Consider the following 21,704-nt stretch of genomic DNA (forward strand, 5'->3'; position numbering starts at 1 on the left):
TTGACCCGCCTTGCCTACGAAGAACGCCATCCAGAACGTCATTGACCAAACCACCGTCTCGCTGCGGCGGGCGTTGTGGGCGCGGCTGACTATGCGCGTGATTGCGTTCGTGCTCGCGTTGCTTTGGATCGGCCTGCTGGGCGACTATTTTCTGGAACCTTCTCCCACGGTGCGGGCCACCATTGGAGCAGCCGTGGGCTTGATCGGCCTGGGGCTGCTGGTGCGTGAACTGCGGACGGCCTTCAGACCGCTCGCTCGCGACGAGATCGTGCTGGCGATCGCCCGTCGCCTGGGAACCTCGGCAGACGCGTTTGTCACCGCCGCCGAGCTCGCCGAAGACCCGGAGCGTTCGGCGGCGATCCAACCGGCGTTGCTCCGTGAGACTGACCTCGCCGCCCAGGAAACGCTTGACCATGTCGGTCCGCTCGGGATCGTTCGCTGGCGAGCCTTAGGCGGCAAGTCGGCCCTCGTAGCGTTCGTCCTGTTAGCCACGGTGGCGATCGGCTTGGCGTTCCCCGGTGGGGCGGGCGTCTACCTGCGGCGGCTCGGGCTCGCTGAGGAACCGTGGCCGCGCCGCGTGCGGCTCGTTGCCGAGGGCTTTGAGCCCACGCCCGACGGCCCCGGCCAGGCGCGTAAGGTCGCCCGCGACAGCCCCTTTGAGCTCGCCGTGGTCGCCGATCTGACGGGCGGGCACATTGCGCCGAGAGTGGTCGACTTGCGATACACAACCGCCAGCGGTGTGAAAGGACGCGATTCGCTCGCGCGGGTCGGCGACCCGAACGAATCGGGCGCCCAGGCCCTTAAGTTCCGCCGCGGGTTCGACTCGGTGACCGAAGACCTCACGCTGTGGCTGCGGGGAGGCGATTGCCGACTCGGGCCGCTGCGTCTGTTAGCCGTCGCCCGGCCGCGCGTTAGTGAACTCCAAGCCGACTGCGTCCCGCCGACCTATCTGGGGCAACGCCCCTTCAGCGCGTCGGTGGCGTCGCTACCGCGTCTGCCCGAGGGGACCGCGGTCACACTGCAAGGCGAAACGAGCAAGCCGCTCGAATCGCTCACCGCCGTGCTGCTTGGCGCTGGGGGCGAGCCGACGCCGTTGATCGCGCAACTCGACGACAGCGGCGTCCGCTTCGAGATTCCACTCTCCATCCTGCACCAGACCGCCACGATCGAACTCGCGTTGCTCGACCGCGACGGCGTCGCTTCGGCCGAGGCGATGCGGGTGGTGATTGGCGTCGATCGCGACGAACCGCCGGTCGTGAGCCTCGCGTTCGAGGGCGTGGGCCCGGCGGTCACGCCCGAAGCCCGCATCACCGCCACGGCGTCGGCAGACGACGACCACGGCGTGGCGTCCATGACGCTCACTCTCTCAGGGTCACAAGAAACCGTTGCTAAACTGCCACTCGCCCCCCCCCAGTCGGGCGACGCCACTGTCACTACGGTCATCGATTTGCTCACGCTTCGCGGCGCCAAGCAGGGACAGCGAGCGAGCTACGCCGAAGGAGAATCGCTCTCGATCGTCGCCACGACGAGCGATCACTACGACTTGGGCGGCAAGCCCCACACCGCTGCGAGCACGCCGCGTGTGTTCGAGGTCGTCTCGGCCGCCGAGTTGCTCGCCCGGTTGGCGGAGCGCGAGATCGATCTGAACCGTGCGTTCGAAGAAACCACGCGGGCGACCGAGAGACTGGCGCTCTCGCTCGAGCAAAGCCTCGCCCCACCCGCCGGCGCCGAGGGCGAGGCCAACGCGGAGGATGGCGACGCACCGGGCGCGGCGATCCGGCTTCGCCAACGCCGACTCGAGGCTCAAAAGCTCCGCAGCGAAACCCGGGCGGCGGCCGCCGCTTTCGCCGCGATCCACGACGAGGTGATGAACAACCGCATCGACAACAGTGATCTGATCGACCGCCTCGGCCGGCGGATCGCCCGTCCGCTCGAGCGTGTGGCTGCGGATCAGCTGAGCGATGTTGAAAAAACACTTGGAAGCGCCGCCGAGAGCCCCGCGGGCTCGGGCACGCGGCGCACCGCCATCGAGAACGCCCACAATGCTTCCCGCAGCGCGCTGCGACAAATGCTTGAGGTGCTCACACAAATGCAATCGCTGGAGACTTACAACCGGGTGGTCGCCGATTTGCGCGGCATCATCCAAGAGCAGCGCGACGTGCAGAACAGCACCGAGCAGTCACGCAAAGAAGGGCTGCGGCGACTCCTGCTCGACTAATGCGGAGTAAAAACAAGTGGATGGCGCCGATTCGTGCTGGGCAGCAATGCGTTTCGCGGCAGACACAACCACCCATCTCTTGCCGCCTGTTGATTTGTTGTTTCGAGTCTCATCGCTTGAGGTCGCGGCTGTCCGTTGTATCCAACTCAAATCGCCAGGTGTCGGATCGACCGTGACTCGCCAATCACTGGCTTAGAAATAGCCCCCAGAAACAGCCTGATGCACCTCTCCGCCAACCAGTTCGTTTGTCATTGCCTTTCGCGTTTAGCGGCCGCGGCTTGGGTTGCAGTCGCACTGTTTGCAGCGCCGGTTGTTGTGGCGCAGTCGGTCGAGGACCTCACAGCGCGTCAGGCCGAGTTGGCCTCGCGGTTCAATCGCCTCGAAGCTTCGGCGTTGCAGGTCGCCGACGCCATCGATTCCGAGAGCCCCGAGCGTGCGGAGCAGATCCGCGCGGCGGTCAAAGCGGCCAGCGAGCGGGCGGTCGCTGGCCGCTTTGACGACCTGGTTGGCCTCATGCAGCAGAGCCGCCTGAGCGCCGCGGTCGAGGAGCAAGAGGCGTTGGCCGGCGAGCTCGACGAGCTGCTCCGCATGCTGCTCGAAGACCCGCGTGAGGCCCAGATCGAGGCCGAGCGCAAGCGACTCGAGGAGCTCGTCAAAGAACTGGGCCGCATGGCGCTCGATCAAAAGTCGCTACGCGATCGGGGCGCCAAGGGCGACGCGGCAGAGCGGCTCGCCAAGCTGCAACGAGAGCTGGCCGACGACGCCAAGCGACTTCTCGACAAGGGCCCCGCCGGCGAGTCGCCCCCCCCTGGCGGAGGCGAGTCGCAAGAACAAGGCGGTCCGCCAAGCGCGCCCTCCTCGCCACTGGACAAAGCACTCGGCCGGCTAGGCAAGGCGGAAAAGGCGATGCGCGGCGCGGAGCAGCAGCTCGGCGAACGCGACCCCAAGGCCGCCGAACCTATGCAACGCGAGGCGCAGCACGAACTCGAAGCCGCCCGACGCGAGGCGGAGGAAGCGCTGCAACAAATACGAGAAGAAGAGCAGCAGCGTCGTCTAGTGCAATTGGTCGATCGGCTGCGGCGGCTCGTCGCGGCCCAAATCGAGATCAACCGTGAAACCGCGGAGGCCCACCAAGACGCAGCCGACCGCCCCCCGCGGGCGACCGAGATCGCCGCCGCCAAGCTGGCCGAGCGTGAAGCGACGCTCGTGACCCAGGCCGATGGGGCGCTGCTCTTGCTGGCCGAGGATGGCGCCTCGGTCGCCTTCCCGCTGCTCGTCAGCCAGGCCCGCGACACGATGGACGAGGTCCGCGAGCGGCTCGAGGCGACCCGCCTGGGCGAGCTCACGCAGCGGCTAGAGCAGGAAGTGATCGACACCCTGGCGGACGCCGTCGAGGCGCTCGACCGCAAACTCGAAGAGCTCGAGCAGAAGCGATCCGATCGCGAGAGCGGCCAGCCAGGATCGCCTACCGGCGAGCCGGAGCTGGTCGCCAAGATCGCCGAGCTGCGGTTGATCCGCGCCCTCCAGCAGCGGGTGCTGCGGCGAACCGAGCACTGGCGCAGCGCGCTGCTCGCTGGCGAAGAAACCGCCGAGCAGGCCGACGCCGCGTTGGCCGAACTGGCGTCGCGACAGATGGAGCTGGTCCGAGCGACCGAAAAGCTGCAGGATTGATCGGCGCACAGTGGCGTGCAACAGCTCTACGTTGGTCGCCAGATCTTGGATTCCCCGCTAAGTAAGAAATTGAGAATGCACGGCCTCGCCACCGATCGGTTTGTGTTGACCGGCTGACTTGCGGCTCCTAGTCTCAGATTGATGCCACGCAACATCCCCCCCGACGCCGACTCTCACGCGACGCCGTTGCGGCGCCTTGGAGGCTCGTTCCGGCTGTTGCCTTTGCTTCTGGTGATCGTGGTCGGCTTTGGCGTCGGCTTGCGGTTGGGCAAAGAACGGGGCGTTGCAGCGGATGCCCACACGGCTTCGCCCGACGCCGAGGCGACGGCCGTTGATCGCTGGCGCCCCTCGCCCGAACTGCGGCCCAACGAAGTAGTGCGGTTGCAGATGCAGGCGCTTAGTGATTTCCGCAACGATCACGACGCCGCACGGCGGGTCTTCGCGCTCGCCTCGCCGCTGAACCGAGCCGCCACGGGCCCGTTGCCCAATTTCGCCCAGATGTTGCTGCACCCGCTCTACAGCCCGATGGTGGTGTGCGAACGCTTCATCGTGGGGGCGCCCGCGGTGCGAGGCGACAACGCGGTGGTGCTCGTCACAGCGGTCGACTCGCAAGGTACAATATCGCAGTACCGTTTCGTCCTCGGCTTGCAGCACGGCGAGCACGAGGGGTGCTGGATGACCGATCAGGTGAGAAGCCTGCTTGTTAGTTGGGACCCTGGGGCCACGTCCGACAAAGTCCCCGTCCCTGGTGATGAGGCCTGAGAGACGCGTTCGGCATGGCAGACCCTATCCCCACATCATGCGCCGCCACGTCTACCGGCTTGGTCGACGACGAGGCGTTGTCCGACAATCGGCTCATGGCCGGCGTCTGTGAGGGTCAGCAAGACGCGTTGGCCACGCTCTACGACCGTCACTCGGGGATGGTTTACGGTCTCTGCTTGCGGGTTCTCGGCAACACGGCGGACGCCGAAGGGCTGGTATCCGACGTTTTTTTAGAAATCTGGCGGAAACCCCACGGTTTTGATCCCGAGCGCGGCCGGTTTCGTTCGTACCTACTAACGATGGCTCGCAGTCGCTCGATCGATCGCATCCGCTCGGTCACGAAGCGTAGCGAGAAAACCCACGAAGCGGGCGTGAACCACCAAGCCTTCGCCGAATCGCAGCAGTCGCTGGGCAGCCCCGCCTCGCAAGCAATCGCCGAGGAGCACGGACGGGTGATCCAAGAAGCGCTCGGCCGGCTCGATCCCGAACAACGCACCGCCTTGCAAATGGCTTTTTACGAAGGACTCACTCACCGCGAGATCGCCGAGCGACTCGAAGCCCCCCTCGGCACGGTGAAGACCCGCATCCGCAGAGGTCTGCAACGCATGCGCGGCGCGCTCGATGCATTGGGGAGGGTCGATGGACTGCAATAAGGTCAACGAGATGCTCGCAGGCCATGCGCTCGGCGCCCTCGATCCCAACGAAGCCGCCGCGGTGGAGGAACACCTGCGCGCCGGCTGCACCGCCTGCCGCTATGAGTTCGATCGGATGCTCGAAACCGTCGCCCTGATGGACGAAGCCCAGGGGCCGATCGATCCGCCGAGCGCGCTGCGTGACCAGATCCTGGCGAGCATCGAAGCCGAGGCGCCTTCGCCAGCACTCCCGCTTCAATCCGCCCCGCGACGGGGCTGGCGCGACTATGCCCCGTACTTGGCGGCCGCTGTGGGCGCCGTGATCGTGGGCGCGGGAGTCGCCAACTGGCCGAGTTCCGAGCCCCAACCAACGGCCCAGCAAGTCGCCGATCACGCCAGTCGCGTGGAAGAGTGGCGCCGCCGCGTGGCGGAAGCCGAGGGGGCGTTCCAGACGCCAGGAACACGTCAGGCTTCGTTCCGCGCGTCGGGCGCCGAAGCGGGGCTACGCATCGCGTTGTTTTACGACCCGCTCGCCGAACAGTTGCACGCCGTGGTGTCGGGCGTCACGGCCCCCTCGCCCGGCAACGAGTTGCGGCTGTGGGCCCACACGACCGAAGGCGGCTGGAGGTCGCTGGGTTCGCTCGAGACGTTCGGCTCGGGCCGTGCTCTGGCCGTGCTGGACGTCGCCCACCCGCCGGCCGGCTGGACCGAGGCCCAGATCACCGATGAGCCCCCGGGCGCCCGCGATAAGCCGGCGGGCGAGATCGTGGGCTTGGTCCCGTTGGCCGAGGAGTAACGCCCTTTGTGGAAGGGCGAAACGGCCTGTGGCGAGTTCACGTTGTTCGTTACGCAGATTTGACGGATAATAGTTGTGTCGTCGCTCAGGTTGCCGCGGCGACCGCTCTATCCGTTACGCCACGCCCGACTCCTATGCCGCCAGTCGAAACCAGCAGGACGCTCTCGGCCGGACTCAAGCTGACGGCTCGGGGTGCACTCGTGCTGGCGGCCCTCTTGTTCCCTACGATCGCCGCCGCGCAGCGGGCGGACTCAGCCGAAGATATCGCCAAGGATGACGCCCAGGCCTATACCCGAAGCGGCGTGACCGGCGACGATTCGGCCCAACTAGTCGATTGGGCCCATCAGGTCGTCTCGGCACAATCAACGTCGTCGATCGATCCACGGTTCTCGTCGTTCCTTGCGTCGAATCGCGGGCCGATCAGCGATCCGAAGAAGGCGCCGCCCGAGTGGCTCACCCAGCATCAGCAAGCTGGCGACGCGTCCAGCCAAAACCTCCGTCTGTGGTACGCCGAGCGGCTGTTCTACGCCGGCTACTTCGAGGAATGCCTCGGCTGGCTCGAAGGCGTGCGCAACGAGGCGGTCGCCGCCCCCGGCCTGATGGTCTATCTGCAAGCGGCCGCCGCGCAGCAAGCGATGCGATACGACACCGCCCAAGAACACGCCGCCCGGCTGCTCGCCGCCGAAGACGATTTACCGTTGCGGTGGCGCTATGTGGCCCGAGAGATTCAACGCGACGCCGAGCGAAACGAGCAGCGCAGCGAGATCGAAACGGTCTCACGCATGATGCGTGGCGTCGGCCGGCGGCTCGCGTTGGGCGAGGGCGAGGAGCCCGAGGTCGAACGCCAGCGCGAAGTGATCGCCAAACTCGACGAGCTCATCGAGAAGCTCGAAGAGCAACAGAAGCAGCAGCAACAACAGCAACAGGCCATGGGATCGGGCGGCGGAGCGTCGCCGAGCGGCCCCGCCGAAGACAGCCGACCGAGCGAGCTAAAAGGGCAAGGCGAGGTCGATCGCCGCCGACTCGTCGAGGGGGGCGAGTGGGGCTCCCTGCCGCCGGCCGAACGCGAGCGCGTCACCCAGTCGATCGGCCGCGACTTCCCAAGCCACTACCGCTCGTTGATCGAAGATTACTACCGCACGCTCGCCGAGGAGCCGGGGGCCAACGAGCCATGATTTACCCGCATCGGTCGCTCTTCGCCGCGACCCTAGTCGCGTTTGCCGCGGCGAACGCCTTCGCCGCCGAGGTTCTTGTCGAGCCCCTCTCCGGCGATAAGACACGCGGCGACCTGGTTGGCCTCGACGCCAACGCCGTTGTTGTCCGTTCTACGGGTTCGACGGTTCGTTGGGAACTCGACAAGGTGCTCGAGACGCAAATCCTCGCGTCCGCCGATGGGGATACCGACGGCGAGCAGAACCTGGGCGCCGTCTGGCTCATAGACGGTTCGCGTTTACCTTTCACAAGTGCCGAATCGGTAAGTGACGATTGCCTACTAGACGGCCCGCTGCAAGGTTCGGAAGGCGAATCGCTGCGTGTGCCGATGGCTTCGGTCACCGCGTTGCGGCTGCCGCTTCTCGCCGACACGCTGGAGGCCGATTCAATCGAAGCGACTTGGCGTGACCTGGTCGCTTCGCGGCCGCGCGGCGACTTGCTCGTGGTGCGCAGGCGTAACGGCGCTTCGATCGACTCGGTCGAAGGCGTTGTCGAGTCGATCGGCGCCGACCAGATCCTTTTCAACCTCGACGGCGATCGCGTCGCTGTGCCGCTGTCGCGTGTGTACGGCGTCGTTTTCTTCCGCTCCGATGAACAGCTTGCCGCCCCCACGGCCGAGGGTCCACGGATCATCGGCCGACACGCGATGAACGTCTCGGCCGAGTCCATCCGTTACGAGGCGGCCAGCCAGCGGCTCACGGCCCGCAGCACGCTCGGTTTCGAGTTCTCCGTGCCTCTCAGCTTGACCCGACGCCTTGATTTCTCCGCCGGCAAGCTGCTCTGGCTGAGCGAACTGCCGGTCGCCGCCTCGCGGTGGGCGCCGTGGGTCGGGTCGCAGCCGTTAACGCTGCTTGGCGATGCGGAGGTTTGCTACCGCACCGATCAATCGTTCCGTACGCAGCCGATCACTCTGCGGTCGTTTGACGAGTACGGCCTGAGCATCACCGAGACTTACACCCACGGCCTCGCCATGCGTAGCCGGGGCGAGACGGTGTTTGAGCTGCCGCCGGGCTACCGCTCGCTGGTGACGCGAGTCGGCATCGACCCCGCCACGGCCGCCTCGGGCGACGCCGTGGTCACACTGCTGGGCGACGGCGAGGAACTCGCCACTTTCGGCGTTCACGGCCAGGAGGCGCCAATCGACATCGACGTTCCGATCGAGGGAATCCGCCGGCTCAAGATCGTCGTCGATTTCGGCCGTAATCTCGACACAGGCGACTACGTCCACTTCGCCGACGCGAGGCTGCTGCGTTGAGCACTCGAGAGAAATCGAACGACCGCTGGCGGCGTTTTGCTGGGGCGCTGAGCGCAGGGGCATGCGTGTCGCTCGCGGCATCGGCACTGGCCAGCGAACCATCGCGCGTCGCGACTCCCCCAGCGTCGAATCTTCCAGCCGCGGTGCTCGAGGCCGAGGCCAGCCGCGTTGAGGTCGTCGAGCGCGTCTCGCATAGCACGCTCGCTATCTTCGACTTGAAGGGCGAGAGCGGCGGCTCGGGCGTGGTGATCTCGGACGACGGCTACGCGCTCACGAATTTCCACGTCGTCGCCCCCTGCGGGCCGGTGATGCATTGCGGCACGGACGACGGCCGGCTGCACACCGCGGTCTTGGTCGGCCTTGACCCGACAGGCGACCTGGCTCTGATCAAGCTGCTTGGCGAAGGCCCTTTCCGAGCGGCCGCGATCGGCGACAGCGACCGTGTGGAGGTGGGCGACGAGGCGTTGGTCGTCGGCAACCCCTTCTTGCTGGCAGACGACTTTCGGCCGAGCGTCTCTTTTGGCGTCGTCTCGGGCGTGGGTCGCTACCAGTACCCCTCCGGCTCGCTGCTAGAGTACGCCGACTGCCTGCAAACGGATGCGGCGATCAACCCCGGCAACTCGGGGGGACCGCTGTTCGACGCCGCAGGGCGGCTGATTGGGATCAACGGCCGCGGTTCTTTCGAGAAACGGGGCCGGGTCAACGTGGGTGTGGGCTACGCCGTGTCGATCAACCAGGCGATGCGGTTCCTGCCACAACTCAAGGCGGGTCGGATCGTCGACCACGCCTCGCTCGGCGCAGCCGCGCGGACGATCGGCCAAGGCCCGCACGGCGGCGCCGCCGTGGTGATCGACGCCATCGAGAGCGGTTCGAACGCCGAGAGGCGAGGCTTGCGGTACGGCGATGAAATATTACGGCTCGGCGACCGCGACACGCCCTCGGCCAACGCGTTGCAGAACGCCCTGGGCGTGCTGCCCGCTCGCTGGCCGGTGCTGGTCGAACTGCGTCGCGGCGAGAGCCGGCTCGCCCTCGAAGTCCGCTTGGCCGAGCGTCACGCTCCCGGCGAGCTGCGAGAAGCGGTCGAGCAGCAGCTCGCTGCGCTCCCCGAACGCGGCGCCGAGCCGGCGGGCATCGCCGATTGGCGACCTCACTACGAGGCCCGCGAAGGTTTTGCGAACCATCACTTCAATCGCTTGGCCAGCAGCACTCTGATGGAGCGCTGCGCAGCGCTGGGGGCTTCCGCCCCTGGACCGCTGTCGATCACCGCGACCGATGGTCGTGGCGACGAGGTGACGGTCGCGTTGCTCGAATCCAAGGCGACTTGGAGATCGCCATTGGGCCGCTACTTCGTCCGCACCGATGAGCCGCTGCGCGGGGAGCTGGCGCTGGCGCCCCCCGGGTCGGGCGGACTGCTCGCCGGGCTCTCGGCCCTGGGGCGGTTGCTCGCCGAGGGTCTCGCCGGCTTCGACGAGTCCCATTATCACGGCGCCCTCCCCTTCCGCGCCGGTGAAACGCCGCTCGACGTGATCGTCACCAATCACCGCGGCGTGCGTTGCGAATTCTATTTTGAATCGCTCCGCGAAGGCGCGACGCGCATCGTTGGCCTTCGCAGCGAGGTCGACGGCGCCGGCGACGGTTGCCGTGTGGCGCTCGAAGATTGGCGGACCGATTCAGCCACCGGCCGCTTGCTGCCGCACCGCCTCACGGCCGACGCCGGCGCCGTGCGGTTTGCGGAGCTCGAAGTCGACGCGTACTCCGCCACGGAAGGGAACGAACGCTAGTGAGAACCATCAGCCTCGCACTCCTACTCTTGCTCTTGGGGTTTTCTCCAGCAGCAGCCGATTCGTCGGCCGGAAGGATCGCTCCCAATCCGTATCGCGCGGCGATCGACCACGCCCAGCGGCGGGTCGTCAAACTCTTCGGCTCGGGCGGCCTGCGCGGCATGGAGGCGTACCAGACCGGCGTTGTGATCGGCGGCGAGGGTCTTGTGCTCACGGTCAACAGCCCGGTGCTCGAATCGGGCGGCGCCACGGCGGTCGACTCTTTCGGCCGGCGTTTCACTTGCCGAGTCGTCGCGACCGATCCGATCCTCGAGATAGCGCTGCTGGAGGTCGACGCCTTCACCGCCCCCGCCGAGCCGCTCGCCAATTACAAGCTCGACCCGTCGGCGCCACTCCCCGAACCGGGCCGACGCGTCTTGGCGGTCAGCAACGCGTTTGGCATCGCCACCGGCGCCGAGGCGGCGAGTGTGCAGCGCGGCGTGGCGGCGGCTGTCGCGAGGCTGAACGCGTCGCGTAGTTCGCACCTCGCGCGGCACACCGGCGAGGTGATCGTCCTCGACGCGGTGACAAGCAACCCGGGGGCCGCCGGCGGAGCGGTAGTTGGCTTGGACGGCGAGCTGCTGGGGCTCATCGGCAAAGAGGCCCAGAGCAACGTGACCGGGGCGTGGTTCAATTACGCGATCCCCACCGCCACCCTCGCCACCGCGACCGAGCGACTGCTGCAAGGCGCGAGCCAGGCGTCTGATCCTCAGACAGCCATCGGACCCGCGCTCCCCGATCTCGGCTTAACGCTCATCCCCGAGATCACCCCGCGAGCGCCCGCATACGTCGATCACGTTGAGCCCGACTCGGCGGCTCACAGGTCGGGGCTGCAAGCAGACGACCTGCTGCTGATGGTAGGGGACCACACGGTCGCCACGGTGGACGAAGCCCGACGACGCATCGCCGCCACGTCCGACGAAGAGATCGAGCTGACCATCCAGCGGGGCAGCGAACTGGTTGTTCTGCGTCTGGGAGTCCCCGCCACCGCACCGGAGGCAACGCCGTGAATCCTTTCGCGAACACGCGCCGGTTGGCGGCTTGGGCGGCCTGGGCGGCGTTGGTGCTGGTCGCCCGCAACGGGACCGGTGGGGGTTTGCCCGAGCTCGAAGAAGAGGCTTTCCGCGCCGCGGCCGCGCGTGTGGCGAGTTGTGTCGTTCGGGTCGAGCATGTCGGCATAGCCGGCGGCGCCGCCAGCGACGCGCTCACCCCGCACGGCGGGCCGCTCACCGGACTGCTGCTCTCCGAAAACGGGTGGGTGCTCACCACTTCATACGGCCTGGGAGAGCTCGCTCGGCGAGCCGATCAAGACGACCGGTCGCCGGCCGCTACGCTGATCACCCTGCCTGATGGCGCGCGGCTGCCCGCCCGCCTCGTGGCGATCGATCACCATCGCGCGATCGCCTTGCTCAAGGCCGAGGGGGCGACCCCCAACCATGGCTTCGTCCCCGCGAATAACGGGGTCCCCGGCCAGTGGGCCGTGGCGGTCGGACGGGTGTGGAGTGTCGATCGGCTGAGTCTGTCGGTCGGGGTCGTCAGCGCCGTCGGCCGCATGGAGGGCGTCGCCCTGCAGACCGACGCCGCGGTCTCGCCCGCCAACTACGGCGGGCCGCTGCTCGATGTGCGTGGCGGGGTTCTGGGGCTGGTGACCCCGTTGCCCGGTCCCGGGGGCGACGGGGGCGTGGGGTGGCACGACTCGGGCATCGGCTTCGCCGTGGCGTGGGACCAAATCGAGACACGGCTGCCAGCCCTGCAGCAAGGCCGCGACTTGCACGCCGGCTGGGTCGGCGTTCGTTTGCCGAAGGGATCGCCCTACGCCACGCCGCCAACCATCGAGGGGCTGCACGCCAAAAGCCCGCTCAAGCAGGCGGGCGCCGAACCGGGCGACGCGATCGTCGAGGTCCAAGACGCGCCGGTCGCCTCGGTGCGCGACTACCGGCGGCAAGTCGGCGAGTTTGACGCCGGTCAGCAGCTCCGGCTGACACTAGAAAAGAAAAAAGGCGGCGAGCGAGCCGTGATCGAAATCACGCTCGCCCGCCGCCCTGTGGATCAGCAGTCCCGCCGTGCGGCCGCTTCTCTCGACCGCGAGGGCGAGATCAGCCCCAGCGGCGACGCAGAGTCACCATCGCCGAGCCCGTCAGGGCCAGGAAGCTAAGCAGCACGGTACCAGGCTCCGGGACAATCACGCCCTCTCCCGAAATGGTCATGGCGCCGGAGCCGCCGATGAAATCGGTGGTCGTTGACCCGAGGGGAAGCGCCGGCAGGGTGGCCGTGTACGAGAGCGTAATCTGGTCGTCGACGAACATCAGATTGCCGGGCAGGTCTTGGCTCAGCAACGTGGCCGTGGCGGTCCAGAACCAAACGCCCGGCGTCGCGATCATGTCGATCGTATCGATGCCAAGGCGGAGGCTGTAGCCGTCCGAGGTGAACAGGTCGACGCCGAACCCACCACCCGAGTTGCCGACCCCGGTCTCGTAGGAGTTCAGCGGGAACGACGGCGGAAGGATCTGGGCGATGTTCACGTCGATCCATTGCCGGGTGTCATCACTGATGACGAGCGGATCGGGATCGGCGCCAAGGACCTTCACCTGAGACAACACGTGCTGACCGCCAAGCTCGTAAGTGACAGCCTCGAGCGGGTCGGCTTCCTGCGGGTCGAGATTGCCGCCACCCGGGCTCGTGAATTCGACGTCGTCGATCCGGCCGGTCGTGCCGTTCTGACCGTACTGCAGGTCGACGTCGTTCAGGATGATATTGATCTGTGCAGCCGAGGCCGACATGCAAAGCGTCAGGCAAGCGGCCAGTCCGGCGGTCACTGCGAATCGAGAGATCATAAGGAGTGCCTTGAGAAGTAGTAGGATTCGTATTGAGTTCCGAGTGATAAAAATCCGCATGGCCATCGCTTCCTGCTGAGGGCCTTTGGTGTCGAGAAAGAGAGGCGTCGCCAACAACGGACGGCGACAAAAAAAGCGGTCGCCAGTATTCCCTTTCAGCTCGCGCGCCGTTCTTGGCGTCGAGTGGGGGAAAACTTGCGACCGCTTGCTTGGATTAGCAGTATCCGTTGTGGCTGGGTTGAGCGTGCTGAACGCGCGCCGCCGTGAGGCTCGACGCACGCATCGATCGAATCTTTAAGTCACGTTGGGTGATCCTGGGACTACCCCTTGGGGCTGCCCGATGACCGCCAAATTTTAGTCATCAACAAAAAAAGAGCGGCAACCATGACCTTCCAACGAGCCGGCAGGCTCGGAGAGAAGATCTTGATTGCCGCTCTTTGGATTAGTTCTTGTCGCTTCGTTGGAGTGGCGTCGGCCGTAAAATCGGCTCAAACGCTAGTATAAAATCTCTTGCCACAACCGCTGGCATGTGCTGAGTATCATGCGAGGCGGGCATGATGTCAAGCTTTCCGTGCGATTTTTTAGGGCCATTGCAGCCTTGTCAGCCACTTGGGTGGAATCTGCCAACATCCTTTCCACACGGTTCTCACTCGACCGTAGTGAATCGGATCGCCGCGACCTTTGCGGCGTGCCGCTCGAAATCCTTGTCGACGAGCCGCTGTAGCCGGCTGTCCCATGGCGCCCAGGTGGCTTTTAGCGGAGCTTGATCAGGCACGGAATGCCGCAAGAACCCAGGCGGCTTGAGCAGCGTCAGCCGAGCGTCGAGGCAGCCCGCCAAGCGGGCCGCGATCGAGTCGCTCGTCACGTCCCAGCTGGCCCGCAGCTTGGGCCCTGGCAGGCGGGGCTCGATCTCGCGGAGGAATCGCCGCACGTCGAAGAGCAAGACTGCCGGATCGCCCGACGGGAGGCGCTCGTAGCAATCGGCCCACGCGACGCTCGGCAGCCAAGAGGCGACCAGCCGCGCGTTGGAGACCATCCGCTCGATCGCTTCCCAGTGGGCGACCTCCGGGTCGAGCGGGCTCACGCGATCGATCTCCCTTAGCGCGTCGACCGCCGCCCCACCGCCGACGACGAGCACACGCTCCCAGCTGGGCCGTGCGGCCCGCTCGGCGTCGAGCCAAGCAGAGAGCCTGGCGGGAAAACCGGGCGATGCGAGGCTGCCGCCGCCGACCTTTACGACTTCGATCGTCACAGAGCTTTCGCCAACCAGCATGGATTAGTGGAGGGGCCTGCTCAGCAGCCCGAGAAAAGCCAGCCCGTCACGCTACAGCGACGCCGACTCGCTGGCCAGCTGGGCGAGAGCGAACGCCGGGGCGCAGCGGGCCGCGTTCTTGCCGAAGCGTTCGGCGAGCCGCACGCACTCGGTCTCGTCGCCGAAGCCAGCCGCGCGGCAAGCACGCTCGGCCAGGAAGGCGCCATCGCCCGAGAGCACCGCGACGCGTGGCGCCTCGGTGAGCCGCGACGCCACGCTCTCAATCGCCTCGGCGACCTGATCGGTTTGACGCTCCGTCACTCGCATAGCGGCGGCTCTGGCGTCGGCTGCGCCGAACTCCTCCGTATCGGCGCAAACGCAGCGGGCGAGCCGCGAGATCGCCGCGGGCTTCTCGCCGTCGGCCGCGTTGCTCTCGGCAAGCAGCGTCCAGGCGTCGGCTGTCGTGGCGAACCACTCGGCCGCTACGGGGCACTCGGCGCCGCGGTACGGCAGCGTGGGCGTCACGGCGCACAGGGGCGTGCGAGCGACGCCCGTGTAGACGAGTTCGCCGGCCAACAGCCGCTCGGTGTCGCTCAGCCCTGCGGGCGCCGCCTTGCCGGCGACGACCGGCACGATGTCGGTCGTCGTCGAGCCGATGTCGATCACCAACCCCGGTCGCTGGCCCACAAACGGGGCGGCGAAATCGGCCAACGCCCGCCAGTTGGCGGCCGCGATGAGCCGGGTCGCTTGAATGGCTGCGTCGGCGTCGCGCCAGCCGCTGTCGGCGCCGTAGAACCGCACCGGCCGGCCCCCCGCAGCCTCCACCACGGCGGCGACTATGTGGCGTACCCCCTCGGCCTTGGTCGCGTAGCAGTCGGCCAGCTCGCCGGTCATCGCCACGGCGTAACCGTCGTGCGTCGGGGCCTCGGCAAAGAGTTCGGCGAGTCGCCGGCCGAGCCGCTTGTGTCGGCGCCAGAGGTCGAAGGGCTCGCTGCGGGCGAAGCCGTCGGCCGTCGCGACCTTGAGGTTCGCCCCGCCGACGTCGACGCCAAGCCAGGCGGCGCTCATCCGAGCGTCACGACTTTCGGCTCGTTGTCGATGGCGAGCAGCTCCTCGACCGGGCGACCGGAGCGGGCCGCCTCGACCAGCACGCCGGCGCGGAACGAGCTGCGGACCATCGGGCCCGAGGCGACCGCCTTGAAGCCCATAGCGCGGGCCTCATCGGCCCAGCCGTCGAACGTGGTGGGCGGCACATAGCGATCAACGGGCAAGAACCGCTCGTTGGGGCGGCCGGGTGTGAGGTATTGCCCTAGCGTGAGGAGGTCGACGTCGGCGCCGCGTAAGAGCCGCATCGCTTCAGTAATCTCTTCGTCCGTCTCTCCGAGGCCGACCATCAGGCTGCTTTTGGTGAGCAGGTCGGGCCTGAGCCGCTTCGACTCTCGCAATATGGCGAGGCTTTGATCGAACGAAGCCCGTGGATCGCGCACCTGCTTTTCGATCCTCGGCACGCACTCCACGTTGTGGGCGAACACCGAGAGGGGGATCCCTTCGAGGAGCGTGCGGAGCGCTTCAAGATCGCCCCGCAAGTCGCTCCCCAAGAGTTCAATGCCGATGCCCGGCACACGGCGTTCGACGGCGTCGATGCAAGCGCGGTAGTGCCCGGCGCCGCCGTCTGACAGGTCGTCGCGGTCAACGACGGTGATGACGACATACTTGAGACCCATCCGCTCCACCGCGTCGGCCAGCCGTTCGGGCTCCTCGGCCTCGGGGGGCGGGGGGCTCTTGAGCGTTTCGACGCTGCAGAACCGGCAGCCGCGCGTGCACGACTTGCCGGCGACCATAAACGTGGCCGTGCCGCGGCTCCAGCAGTCGTGGATGTTCGGGCAGCGAGCCTCCTCGCACACGGTGTGGAGGGCGCCCGTCTCGACCGCGCTATTGGTGCGGTTGTAGACCGCCAGCGCATTACCGCTCGGCAGGTTGGAGCGCAGCCACTCCGGCAGGCGGGGGCGGGTCGTCTTCGAGTCGCGGGGCGTCGCGGTAGGCATAGGAAGGGAGACCACGATGGGGCTTAGGAACCAAGGGTATCTTAAGCCCACCGCCATTATGTGGTTAGTGGCATGTCGTCAGAGACGAGTGGATCCCTAGTCCCATTTCCGACTAAAACGCCGACGAGCGCAACCGTTGCTAACGCATACAGTAAACGGTGCATCTTTCGGTGCGTACGATTTGCGGAGTATGCGGTTCCTAGCAATAATCGCAGGCGCCCCGGCGAATCGTTTGGGATGACTCCGCCCGCCGCGGCGTCGAGATTGGGCGAAAAGGTCCTCGAACTAAGGCTTGGCATGAATTGGTTTAGCGTACGCTCTCGTTGCGGAACGGCCCTGCTGCTTACTTTCCTGTCCTCCACACCCGCCCTGGGCGCCTCTCTAACTTACGTCTTCTCCGGCGAAATCACCGAAATCTCATCGTCCAACGAGGCTCATGGGGTTTCGCTCGGCGACCCCTTTAATGGCTACATGACGTTCGATTCGGATGGCTGGCATAGCACCGCCGGGACCGTGCAGGCGACTCTCAACGGCGTAAACTTGCTCTTCACCGGAGAGAGTATCTACGGTGGTGTCACGGCGCAGCCCGGCGGGTATTACTCGCTTCGCGTTGCAGCTGACACCGGGGGCTCAATCGATGGCTCTTCGTTCTCGGCAGGCAATTTCGGTCCAGAAATCGAGGACAGAGATGGATCTGCTGGCATCGCTGAGTCCTTTCCTGCGGCATTCGATCTGTCTGAGTTCGAGACAAATATTCTCAAAATCTTCGGGACCTACCTTCCGACGAATACTCGCTACAGCGTCAGCGGAACGCTGACCAGCCTGCAACTCGTGCCGGAGCCCGCTTCTCTGCTCACGGCGATGTGCGGCATGCTAATTGTCGCGGCAGTTCCAAGGCATCGTCAGCCCGTGAGCCCCTCAAAAAGCGGGGTCGACAGGTAGCGTTCGCCGAGCGAGCACATGATCGTGACGATCCGCTTGCCCTTCATCTCGGGGCGGGCGGCCACTTTGGCGGCGGCGCACATGTTGGCGCCGCTCGAGATGCCGGCCATGATGCCCTCTTCCTTCGCCAAGCGGCGGGCCCACTGGAACGCCTCCTCGTTGCTCACCGTGACGACCTCGTCCACCAGCGACATGTCGAGGTTGCCCGGGATGAAGCCGGCGCCGATGCCCTGGATCTTGTGAGGCCCCGGCGAGCCGCCGCCGATCACGGGCGAATCGACCGGCTCGACGGCGATCGCCTTGAAGTCGGCGTTCTGCTTCTTGAGGTAACGGGCGGAGCCGGTGATCGTGCCGCCGGTGCCGACACCCGCAACGATCACGTCGATGTCGTGGCCCGAGTCTTCCCAGATCTCCGGCCCGGTCGTCGCCTCGTGGATCGCGGGGTTCGCCGGGTTCTCGAACTGCTGCGGCATCCAGCTGTTCGGCTCGTTGGAGAGCTCGGTCGCCTTGCCGATGGCGCCCTTCATCCCCTCGGCCGCCGGGGTGAGCACCAACTCGGCGCCCATCGCCCGCAGCAGCGCACGGCGTTCGAGCGACATCGACTCCGGCATGGTGAGCGTGAGCTTGTAGCCCTTGGCCGCACAGACGAAGGCGAGCGCGATGCCGGTGTTGCCGCTCGTGGGCTCGACGATGCGCGTGTCAGCGGTGATCTTGCCAGCCTTCTCACCGGCCTCGATCATCGCGGCGCCGATGCGGTCTTTGACGCTGTTGAGCGGCTGAAAGAACTCGCACTTGGCGAACACCGTGGCGTGCCCCTCCGGCACAAGACGGTTGATCTTGATCATCGGCGTGTCGCCGATGCACTGGGCGGCGTTGTCGTAGCTCCGGTTACGCGGCATAGCTTTTCTCCGAAAAGCGGGTGAGCGGATGAGTCGCGATAAGTCGCGCGGCTGCAATCGTTTAGCTGCGATTATCGGCATGCGGCCAGCCGGCACAAGGTATCGTTGGGCCCCCGCACGTAAACCAAGAGCCCCGGCGGCGAGGTGCCCCGGGGCTCTTGTGCTTTCAGGTTGAAATTCTAGCTGCCTCGCGGCGTTACCACGGGCGACTCAGCGGTTGAAGGCGCCCGCCAGTTGGTTCGTGAGGTCCAGCAGGCGGTGCGACCGCTCCAGCAGCGCCTCGCACAAGGCGTCGCGGCCGCCAAACTGCGGCGCAACCGTCGCCGGGTAGCCGACCGTGTGCCGGTAACCGACCCGCGGCGAGACACCCACGCTCACCCCACCGCCGCCGATCGAGATCGCCAGACCGCTCCGCCCGAGCGAGATCGACTCGACCTGCTTCCGCTTGCCGTAGCCGCGGTAGAGCGGGTCAGAGGCGTAGCGGACGGTCTTCGTCGTGTAGGGAACCGCGGTCGGCAGGTAAGGATGCACCCCGTAAGGGCTGCGGGTCGCGTAGCCGCTGGTGTAGCGACCGCCATACAGGTCGCCATAAACCGGTCCAACAGGGCGGCGGTGGCGGCGGGGCAGGTCCTCGAGCGCCTCTTCGACCTCCTCGTGCAGGTCCTCGGCCTCGTCCTCCACTTCCTCGGCCAGCTGGTCGAGCACTCGGCGGAGCCTGTGGTAAGGCAACCGCTGAGTCATCGCTCGCTCAAAGCGGCGTAGTTCGCGTTCCAGTTCCTGGGCCTCTTCCAACACATCCTCGGCGTCGTTGCTGCGGCCAAGCGTGGCGTGGGCCTGCTCGGTCAGTGCGACGAGCTCGCCGCGGATCTCGTTGACAAGCCAATAGCCCCGTTCGAGCTGGTTGGCCGACGCTCCGTCAACGGGAAGCAGCAGTGCGGCAAGGCTCAGCAGGGTGGTGCGGGTTAGCGTTTTCATGGGTCTTCTCCTCGGTTCGGCGTGGCGCCGCGACCCGGTTGAGACGGGCCGCATGGGGGGGTGGCGGAGTTCCTACGATCGCTGCGGAGCGATCGGTCTCCTAATCTCACCCAGCGAGAGGCGTGCCGCAGCGGGGACAGAGAATCCCCAAAAATCGAGAAAAGACCGGAACATAGCGTCTTACGCCGCTGGGCGCACGCCGTTACGGCCTTTTTGGGGGGTCGCCCACTCGCTCTAAATGCCGGCCGGTTGTGCTTGATAGTCTCGCAGGAACGCGAGCACGATGTCCTCGATTAATTCTTCGAAGTGGTCGTACGGCTTCACCTCGACGACGCCTTCGGCCGGTGGTTCGCGCATGCCCTCAATCCGGTGGAGCTGGTGCGGATAGGAACTGGGTTCGGCCGTGCCGCCGGGGGGGGTGAGTGAGACCCGGCCCTCGATCTCGTCGACGATCTCATTCCCGATCAGCCCGTAAGTGGCGCCGGTGACCACGGCGTCACCGAGTTCGCGGAAATGCCTTTTTAGCGGCGTTGTGTTGCGGATCTCGACCCGCAGCGTCGGCGCCGTGGGGGCTTCGTCCGCATTCGCCACGACGAAAACACCGGTCGACTCGAGCACGTCGATCACCTCGTCCCGAACGGCGGAGCGCGCCAGCCACGACTCTATGCTGCCCTTGTACAGCCGGCCCTCTACGTTCACGGCAAGGGGCTGGGGGCTGGGCGTGATTTGGACCAGCCCTCCCTGGCGGTATCGAGCGTCGAGGTACATCGAGGTGCAGCCGCAGCAGAGAAGCAGGACGGCGGGCAAGAGTGTTTTCGCGTAGCCGGGCATGACACTCACGGGATTCGTCCTTGAACAGTGAATAGACAGGACGTAATCTCCGCGGTTTGCCGTACGCCCGTCAAGGCCGATTGTCCGTCTGCGAAGCCAAGGGGGGCGAACCCTGGTTGTCGTTGTATCGCAAGCGAAACCGAGAACCATCCGACACAGTTACTAAGCTCTGCCTGCGCTCGTCGCGAATGGCGTGGCCAGTTTGCTAGATCAACGCGTCGACCAATCTCGCCAAAGATGAGTCGGGCTGAATAGAATTCTCGGCGATGGGCCAAGCCGATGCGAGTTCGCGCCATATGCGAGAGACAGCGGATGAGGGCGGCGCCCTCTTTAGAGGCGTCTCTTACGCGCCCAAAAAACGCACTCCCCCCAGCCGCCGGCTCAGCGGTTGCGGGGCGAGCCGGGACGCGAGCTGTTTGAGCGGCTGCTGCTGTACGTGCGCTTGCTCTTGTTGCCGCCCCAGCTGAACAGGCCGCCCCAGCCCGACTTGTTCTTCTTGTCGGCCTCGTACTCGATCGTGGCGACGTAGCGCGGCACGCGCTGGCCCTTCTTGCGGTAGATGTTGGCCAGGGTCTCGCCGGCCGGGGGCGTGACGAAGATCTTCGGGTCGTCGATCACCCACGGCGTGCTCCAGTTCTGGCCGTTGTCCCAGTTGGCCACGTTGAAGAAGAAGTTGTTGAAGCAGAGGCACTTGTAGTTGTATGGGAAGCTCGAGGCGAGGTAGTCCTCTTCGGTGAGGTCGTCGACCCCTTCGCTGGCGTAGTAGTGGATCTGGCCGTCCGGCGTGAACGACATGCCGAGCGTCCACCAGCCCGGCTCCATGATCTCGACGCTGCCCATGTCCTTGCCGTTCTTGTTCGAGCGGATCGTGATCTGGGCGTGGTCGGCCTCGACGCCGCGCGAGCGGCTGCTCTTGAAAACGATGAACATGCCGGGCCAGAAGGCGCCGTTCTCGCCGTCGTAGCGTTGGCCGACGGCGTCGGCACGCATGCCGAACGACGGGCCGGTCCGTTGCTCCCAGCGGTCCCACTCCGGCAGGAAGACCCGCACGGTGCAGCTGGGGCGCCAGGTGACGGGGATCTGTCGCTTGGTGACGCGGTCGAACTTCATCAGCAGGTCGTCCTGCTGCTGCTCGTTCGTCACGCGGCCCGGGATGCCGGAGGCCTTGGTGGCGAACATCAGCGCGCCCTTGCTCCCCTCGATGCCGCCCGGCGGGGTGTCGATCCGCTTGACGACGTCGGGCGTGCCGCGTTTGGCGCCCTCGTGCCACAGGCCGTTGGACGAAACGCCGCCCGGCCCGCGCTGTTTGTCGTCTTGCTCGTAGCTGCTCTTGGGCAGCCGCAGCGTGTACGACCACGACTCGTCCTCGAAGTCGTCGCTGCAATTCTGTAGGAACGAGCCCGTGCCCGGCACAAACGGCTCGTCGGCCCGCGCGGGGGCGGCGGCCAGTGAAACAAGCGAGACGATAACAACGGCGAAGCGCGTGGTGAGCATCCTTGCTCTCCTCGATCGGTACGGATTGGCAAGCAGAATAACGGCGTACTCAACTAGCATCGTCCT

General features: G+C 66.3%; 19 protein-coding genes. 11 read left to right on the plus strand and 8 right to left on the minus strand.

The window, feature by feature from the left end:
• Positions 1-10 precede the first annotated feature (10 nt).
• The 10 genes from Mal64_RS01720 (at position 11) to Mal64_RS01760 (ending at position 12,521) form a co-directional block, all read left to right on the plus strand.
• Positions 11-2,218, plus strand: a complete 2,208-nt coding sequence (locus Mal64_RS01720; protein ID WP_146396112.1) for a DUF4175 domain-containing protein — start codon at positions 11-13, stop codon at positions 2,216-2,218.
• Positions 2,219-2,437: 219 nt separating this feature from the next.
• The gene (locus tag Mal64_RS01725) at positions 2,438-3,889 is read left to right on the plus strand and encodes a hypothetical protein (protein ID WP_146396114.1); all 1,452 of its coding nucleotides are present in this window, start codon (positions 2,438-2,440) and stop codon (positions 3,887-3,889) included.
• A gap of 141 nt (positions 3,890-4,030) precedes the next feature.
• Positions 4,031-4,651 carry a hypothetical protein gene (locus Mal64_RS01730; RefSeq protein WP_146396116.1) on the plus strand — a complete coding sequence of 207 codons (621 nt, stop codon included), beginning with the start codon at positions 4,031-4,033 and terminating at the stop codon, positions 4,649-4,651.
• Between the two features lie 14 nt (positions 4,652-4,665).
• The gene (locus Mal64_RS01735) at positions 4,666-5,304 is read left to right on the plus strand and encodes a sigma-70 family RNA polymerase sigma factor (RefSeq protein ID WP_146396120.1); all 639 of its coding nucleotides are present in this window, start codon (positions 4,666-4,668) and stop codon (positions 5,302-5,304) included.
• The gene (locus Mal64_RS01740) at positions 5,291-6,079 is read left to right on the plus strand and encodes an anti-sigma factor domain-containing protein (protein WP_197525336.1); all 789 of its coding nucleotides are present in this window, start codon (positions 5,291-5,293) and stop codon (positions 6,077-6,079) included. Before Mal64_RS01735 ends, Mal64_RS01740 begins: the two co-directional genes overlap by 14 nt.
• 134 nt (positions 6,080-6,213) lie before the next feature.
• Positions 6,214-7,254: a hypothetical protein gene (locus tag Mal64_RS19575; RefSeq protein WP_197525337.1), complete on the plus strand. Its 1,041-nt coding sequence runs from the start codon at positions 6,214-6,216 to the stop codon at positions 7,252-7,254.
• Positions 7,251-8,546 (plus strand): NPCBM/NEW2 domain-containing protein, encoded by a 1,296-nt coding sequence (locus tag Mal64_RS01745; RefSeq protein ID WP_197525338.1) that lies wholly within the window; start codon positions 7,251-7,253, stop codon positions 8,544-8,546. The genes Mal64_RS19575 and Mal64_RS01745 overlap by 4 nt, the downstream gene beginning before the upstream one ends.
• Entirely contained in the window at positions 8,543-10,327 is a 1,785-nt protein-coding gene (locus Mal64_RS01750) for a S1C family serine protease (protein ID WP_146396128.1), read from the plus strand. Before Mal64_RS01745 ends, Mal64_RS01750 begins: the two co-directional genes overlap by 4 nt.
• Positions 10,327-11,376: a S1C family serine protease gene (locus Mal64_RS01755; protein ID WP_146396133.1), complete on the plus strand. Its 1,050-nt coding sequence runs from the start codon at positions 10,327-10,329 to the stop codon at positions 11,374-11,376. The genes Mal64_RS01750 and Mal64_RS01755 overlap by 1 nt, the downstream gene beginning before the upstream one ends.
• Positions 11,373-12,521 carry a S1C family serine protease gene (locus tag Mal64_RS01760; RefSeq protein ID WP_146396136.1) on the plus strand — a complete coding sequence of 383 codons (1,149 nt, stop codon included), beginning with the start codon at positions 11,373-11,375 and terminating at the stop codon, positions 12,519-12,521. The genes Mal64_RS01755 and Mal64_RS01760 overlap by 4 nt, the downstream gene beginning before the upstream one ends.
• Here Mal64_RS01760 and Mal64_RS01765 read toward each other — a convergent pair.
• The 4 genes from Mal64_RS01765 to lipA all read right to left on the minus strand — a co-directional run bounded on the left by Mal64_RS01765 (position 12,463) and on the right by lipA (position 16,497).
• A complete protein-coding gene (locus tag Mal64_RS01765; RefSeq protein ID WP_197525339.1) occupies positions 12,463-13,200 on the minus strand; it encodes a PEP-CTERM sorting domain-containing protein in 738 nt (245 codons plus the stop codon). The genes Mal64_RS01760 and Mal64_RS01765 overlap by 59 nt on opposite strands.
• 646 nt (positions 13,201-13,846) lie before the next feature.
• Positions 13,847-14,452, minus strand: coding sequence for a hypothetical protein (locus Mal64_RS01770; RefSeq protein ID WP_146396144.1), 606 nt, complete (start codon positions 14,450-14,452; stop codon positions 13,847-13,849).
• A gap of 72 nt (positions 14,453-14,524) precedes the next feature.
• The gene (locus Mal64_RS01775) at positions 14,525-15,520 is read right to left on the minus strand and encodes a hydantoinase/oxoprolinase family protein (protein WP_146396148.1); all 996 of its coding nucleotides are present in this window, start codon (positions 15,518-15,520) and stop codon (positions 14,525-14,527) included.
• The gene (gene lipA, locus Mal64_RS01780; RefSeq protein ID WP_146396152.1) at positions 15,517-16,497 is read right to left on the minus strand and encodes a lipoyl synthase; all 981 of its coding nucleotides are present in this window, start codon (positions 16,495-16,497) and stop codon (positions 15,517-15,519) included. The genes Mal64_RS01775 and lipA overlap by 4 nt, the downstream gene beginning before the upstream one ends.
• Before the next feature lie 297 nt (positions 16,498-16,794).
• On the opposite strand from lipA, the gene Mal64_RS01785 reads away from it, so the two are divergent.
• A complete protein-coding gene (locus tag Mal64_RS01785; RefSeq protein WP_146396155.1) occupies positions 16,795-17,439 on the plus strand; it encodes a hypothetical protein in 645 nt (214 codons plus the stop codon).
• Here the strand turns inward: Mal64_RS01785 and cysK are convergent.
• The 4 genes from cysK to Mal64_RS01805 all read right to left on the minus strand — a co-directional run bounded on the left by cysK (position 17,400) and on the right by Mal64_RS01805 (position 21,638).
• Positions 17,400-18,338, minus strand: a complete 939-nt coding sequence (gene cysK, locus Mal64_RS01790; RefSeq protein ID WP_146396159.1) for a cysteine synthase A — start codon at positions 18,336-18,338, stop codon at positions 17,400-17,402. The two genes, Mal64_RS01785 and cysK, sit on opposite strands and share 40 nt — an antisense overlap.
• A 210-nt stretch (positions 18,339-18,548) precedes the next feature.
• Complete coding sequence (locus tag Mal64_RS01795; RefSeq protein ID WP_146396163.1) at positions 18,549-19,313, minus strand: hypothetical protein; 765 nt, start codon at positions 19,311-19,313, stop codon at positions 18,549-18,551.
• A gap of 234 nt (positions 19,314-19,547) precedes the next feature.
• Positions 19,548-20,153: a hypothetical protein gene (locus tag Mal64_RS01800; protein ID WP_146396166.1), complete on the minus strand. Its 606-nt coding sequence runs from the start codon at positions 20,151-20,153 to the stop codon at positions 19,548-19,550.
• Between the two features lie 372 nt (positions 20,154-20,525).
• Complete coding sequence (locus Mal64_RS01805) at positions 20,526-21,638, minus strand: hypothetical protein (protein ID WP_197525340.1); 1,113 nt, start codon at positions 21,636-21,638, stop codon at positions 20,526-20,528.
• Between the last annotated feature and the right edge of the window lie 66 nt (positions 21,639-21,704).

The sequence above is a fragment of the Pseudobythopirellula maris genome (assembly GCF_007859945.1).
In the GTDB taxonomy this organism is placed as follows: Bacteria; Planctomycetota; Planctomycetia; order Pirellulales; family Lacipirellulaceae; genus Pseudobythopirellula; species Pseudobythopirellula maris.

What these genes read in the sequence shown, in the direction of transcription:
- Mal64_RS01725 (WP_146396114.1), top strand. Translation starts at nt 2,438, where the DNA reads ATGCACCTCTCCGCCAACCAGTTCGTTTGTCATTGCCTTTCGCGTTTA.
- Mal64_RS01795 (WP_146396163.1), bottom strand. Translation starts at nt 19,313, where the DNA reads ATGAAAACGCTAACCCGCACCACCCTGCTGAGCCTTGCCGCACTGCTG.
- Mal64_RS01785 (WP_146396155.1), top strand. Translation starts at nt 16,795, where the DNA reads ATGAATTGGTTTAGCGTACGCTCTCGTTGCGGAACGGCCCTGCTGCTT.
- Mal64_RS01765 (WP_197525339.1), bottom strand. Translation starts at nt 13,200, where the DNA reads ATGATCTCTCGATTCGCAGTGACCGCCGGACTGGCCGCTTGCCTGACG.
- Mal64_RS01805 (WP_197525340.1), bottom strand. Translation starts at nt 21,638, where the DNA reads ATGCTCACCACGCGCTTCGCCGTTGTTATCGTCTCGCTTGTTTCACTG.
- Mal64_RS19575 (WP_197525337.1), top strand. Translation starts at nt 6,214, where the DNA reads ATGCCGCCAGTCGAAACCAGCAGGACGCTCTCGGCCGGACTCAAGCTG.
- Mal64_RS01730 (WP_146396116.1), top strand. Translation starts at nt 4,031, where the DNA reads ATGCCACGCAACATCCCCCCCGACGCCGACTCTCACGCGACGCCGTTG.
- lipA (WP_146396152.1), bottom strand. Translation starts at nt 16,497, where the DNA reads ATGCCTACCGCGACGCCCCGCGACTCGAAGACGACCCGCCCCCGCCTG.
- Mal64_RS01745 (WP_197525338.1), top strand. Translation starts at nt 7,251, where the DNA reads ATGATTTACCCGCATCGGTCGCTCTTCGCCGCGACCCTAGTCGCGTTT.
- Mal64_RS01740 (WP_197525336.1), top strand. Translation starts at nt 5,291, where the DNA reads ATGGACTGCAATAAGGTCAACGAGATGCTCGCAGGCCATGCGCTCGGC.
- Mal64_RS01775 (WP_146396148.1), bottom strand. Translation starts at nt 15,520, where the DNA reads ATGAGCGCCGCCTGGCTTGGCGTCGACGTCGGCGGGGCGAACCTCAAG.
- cysK (WP_146396159.1), bottom strand. Translation starts at nt 18,338, where the DNA reads ATGCCGCGTAACCGGAGCTACGACAACGCCGCCCAGTGCATCGGCGAC.
- Mal64_RS01735 (WP_146396120.1), top strand. Translation starts at nt 4,666, where the DNA reads ATGGCAGACCCTATCCCCACATCATGCGCCGCCACGTCTACCGGCTTG.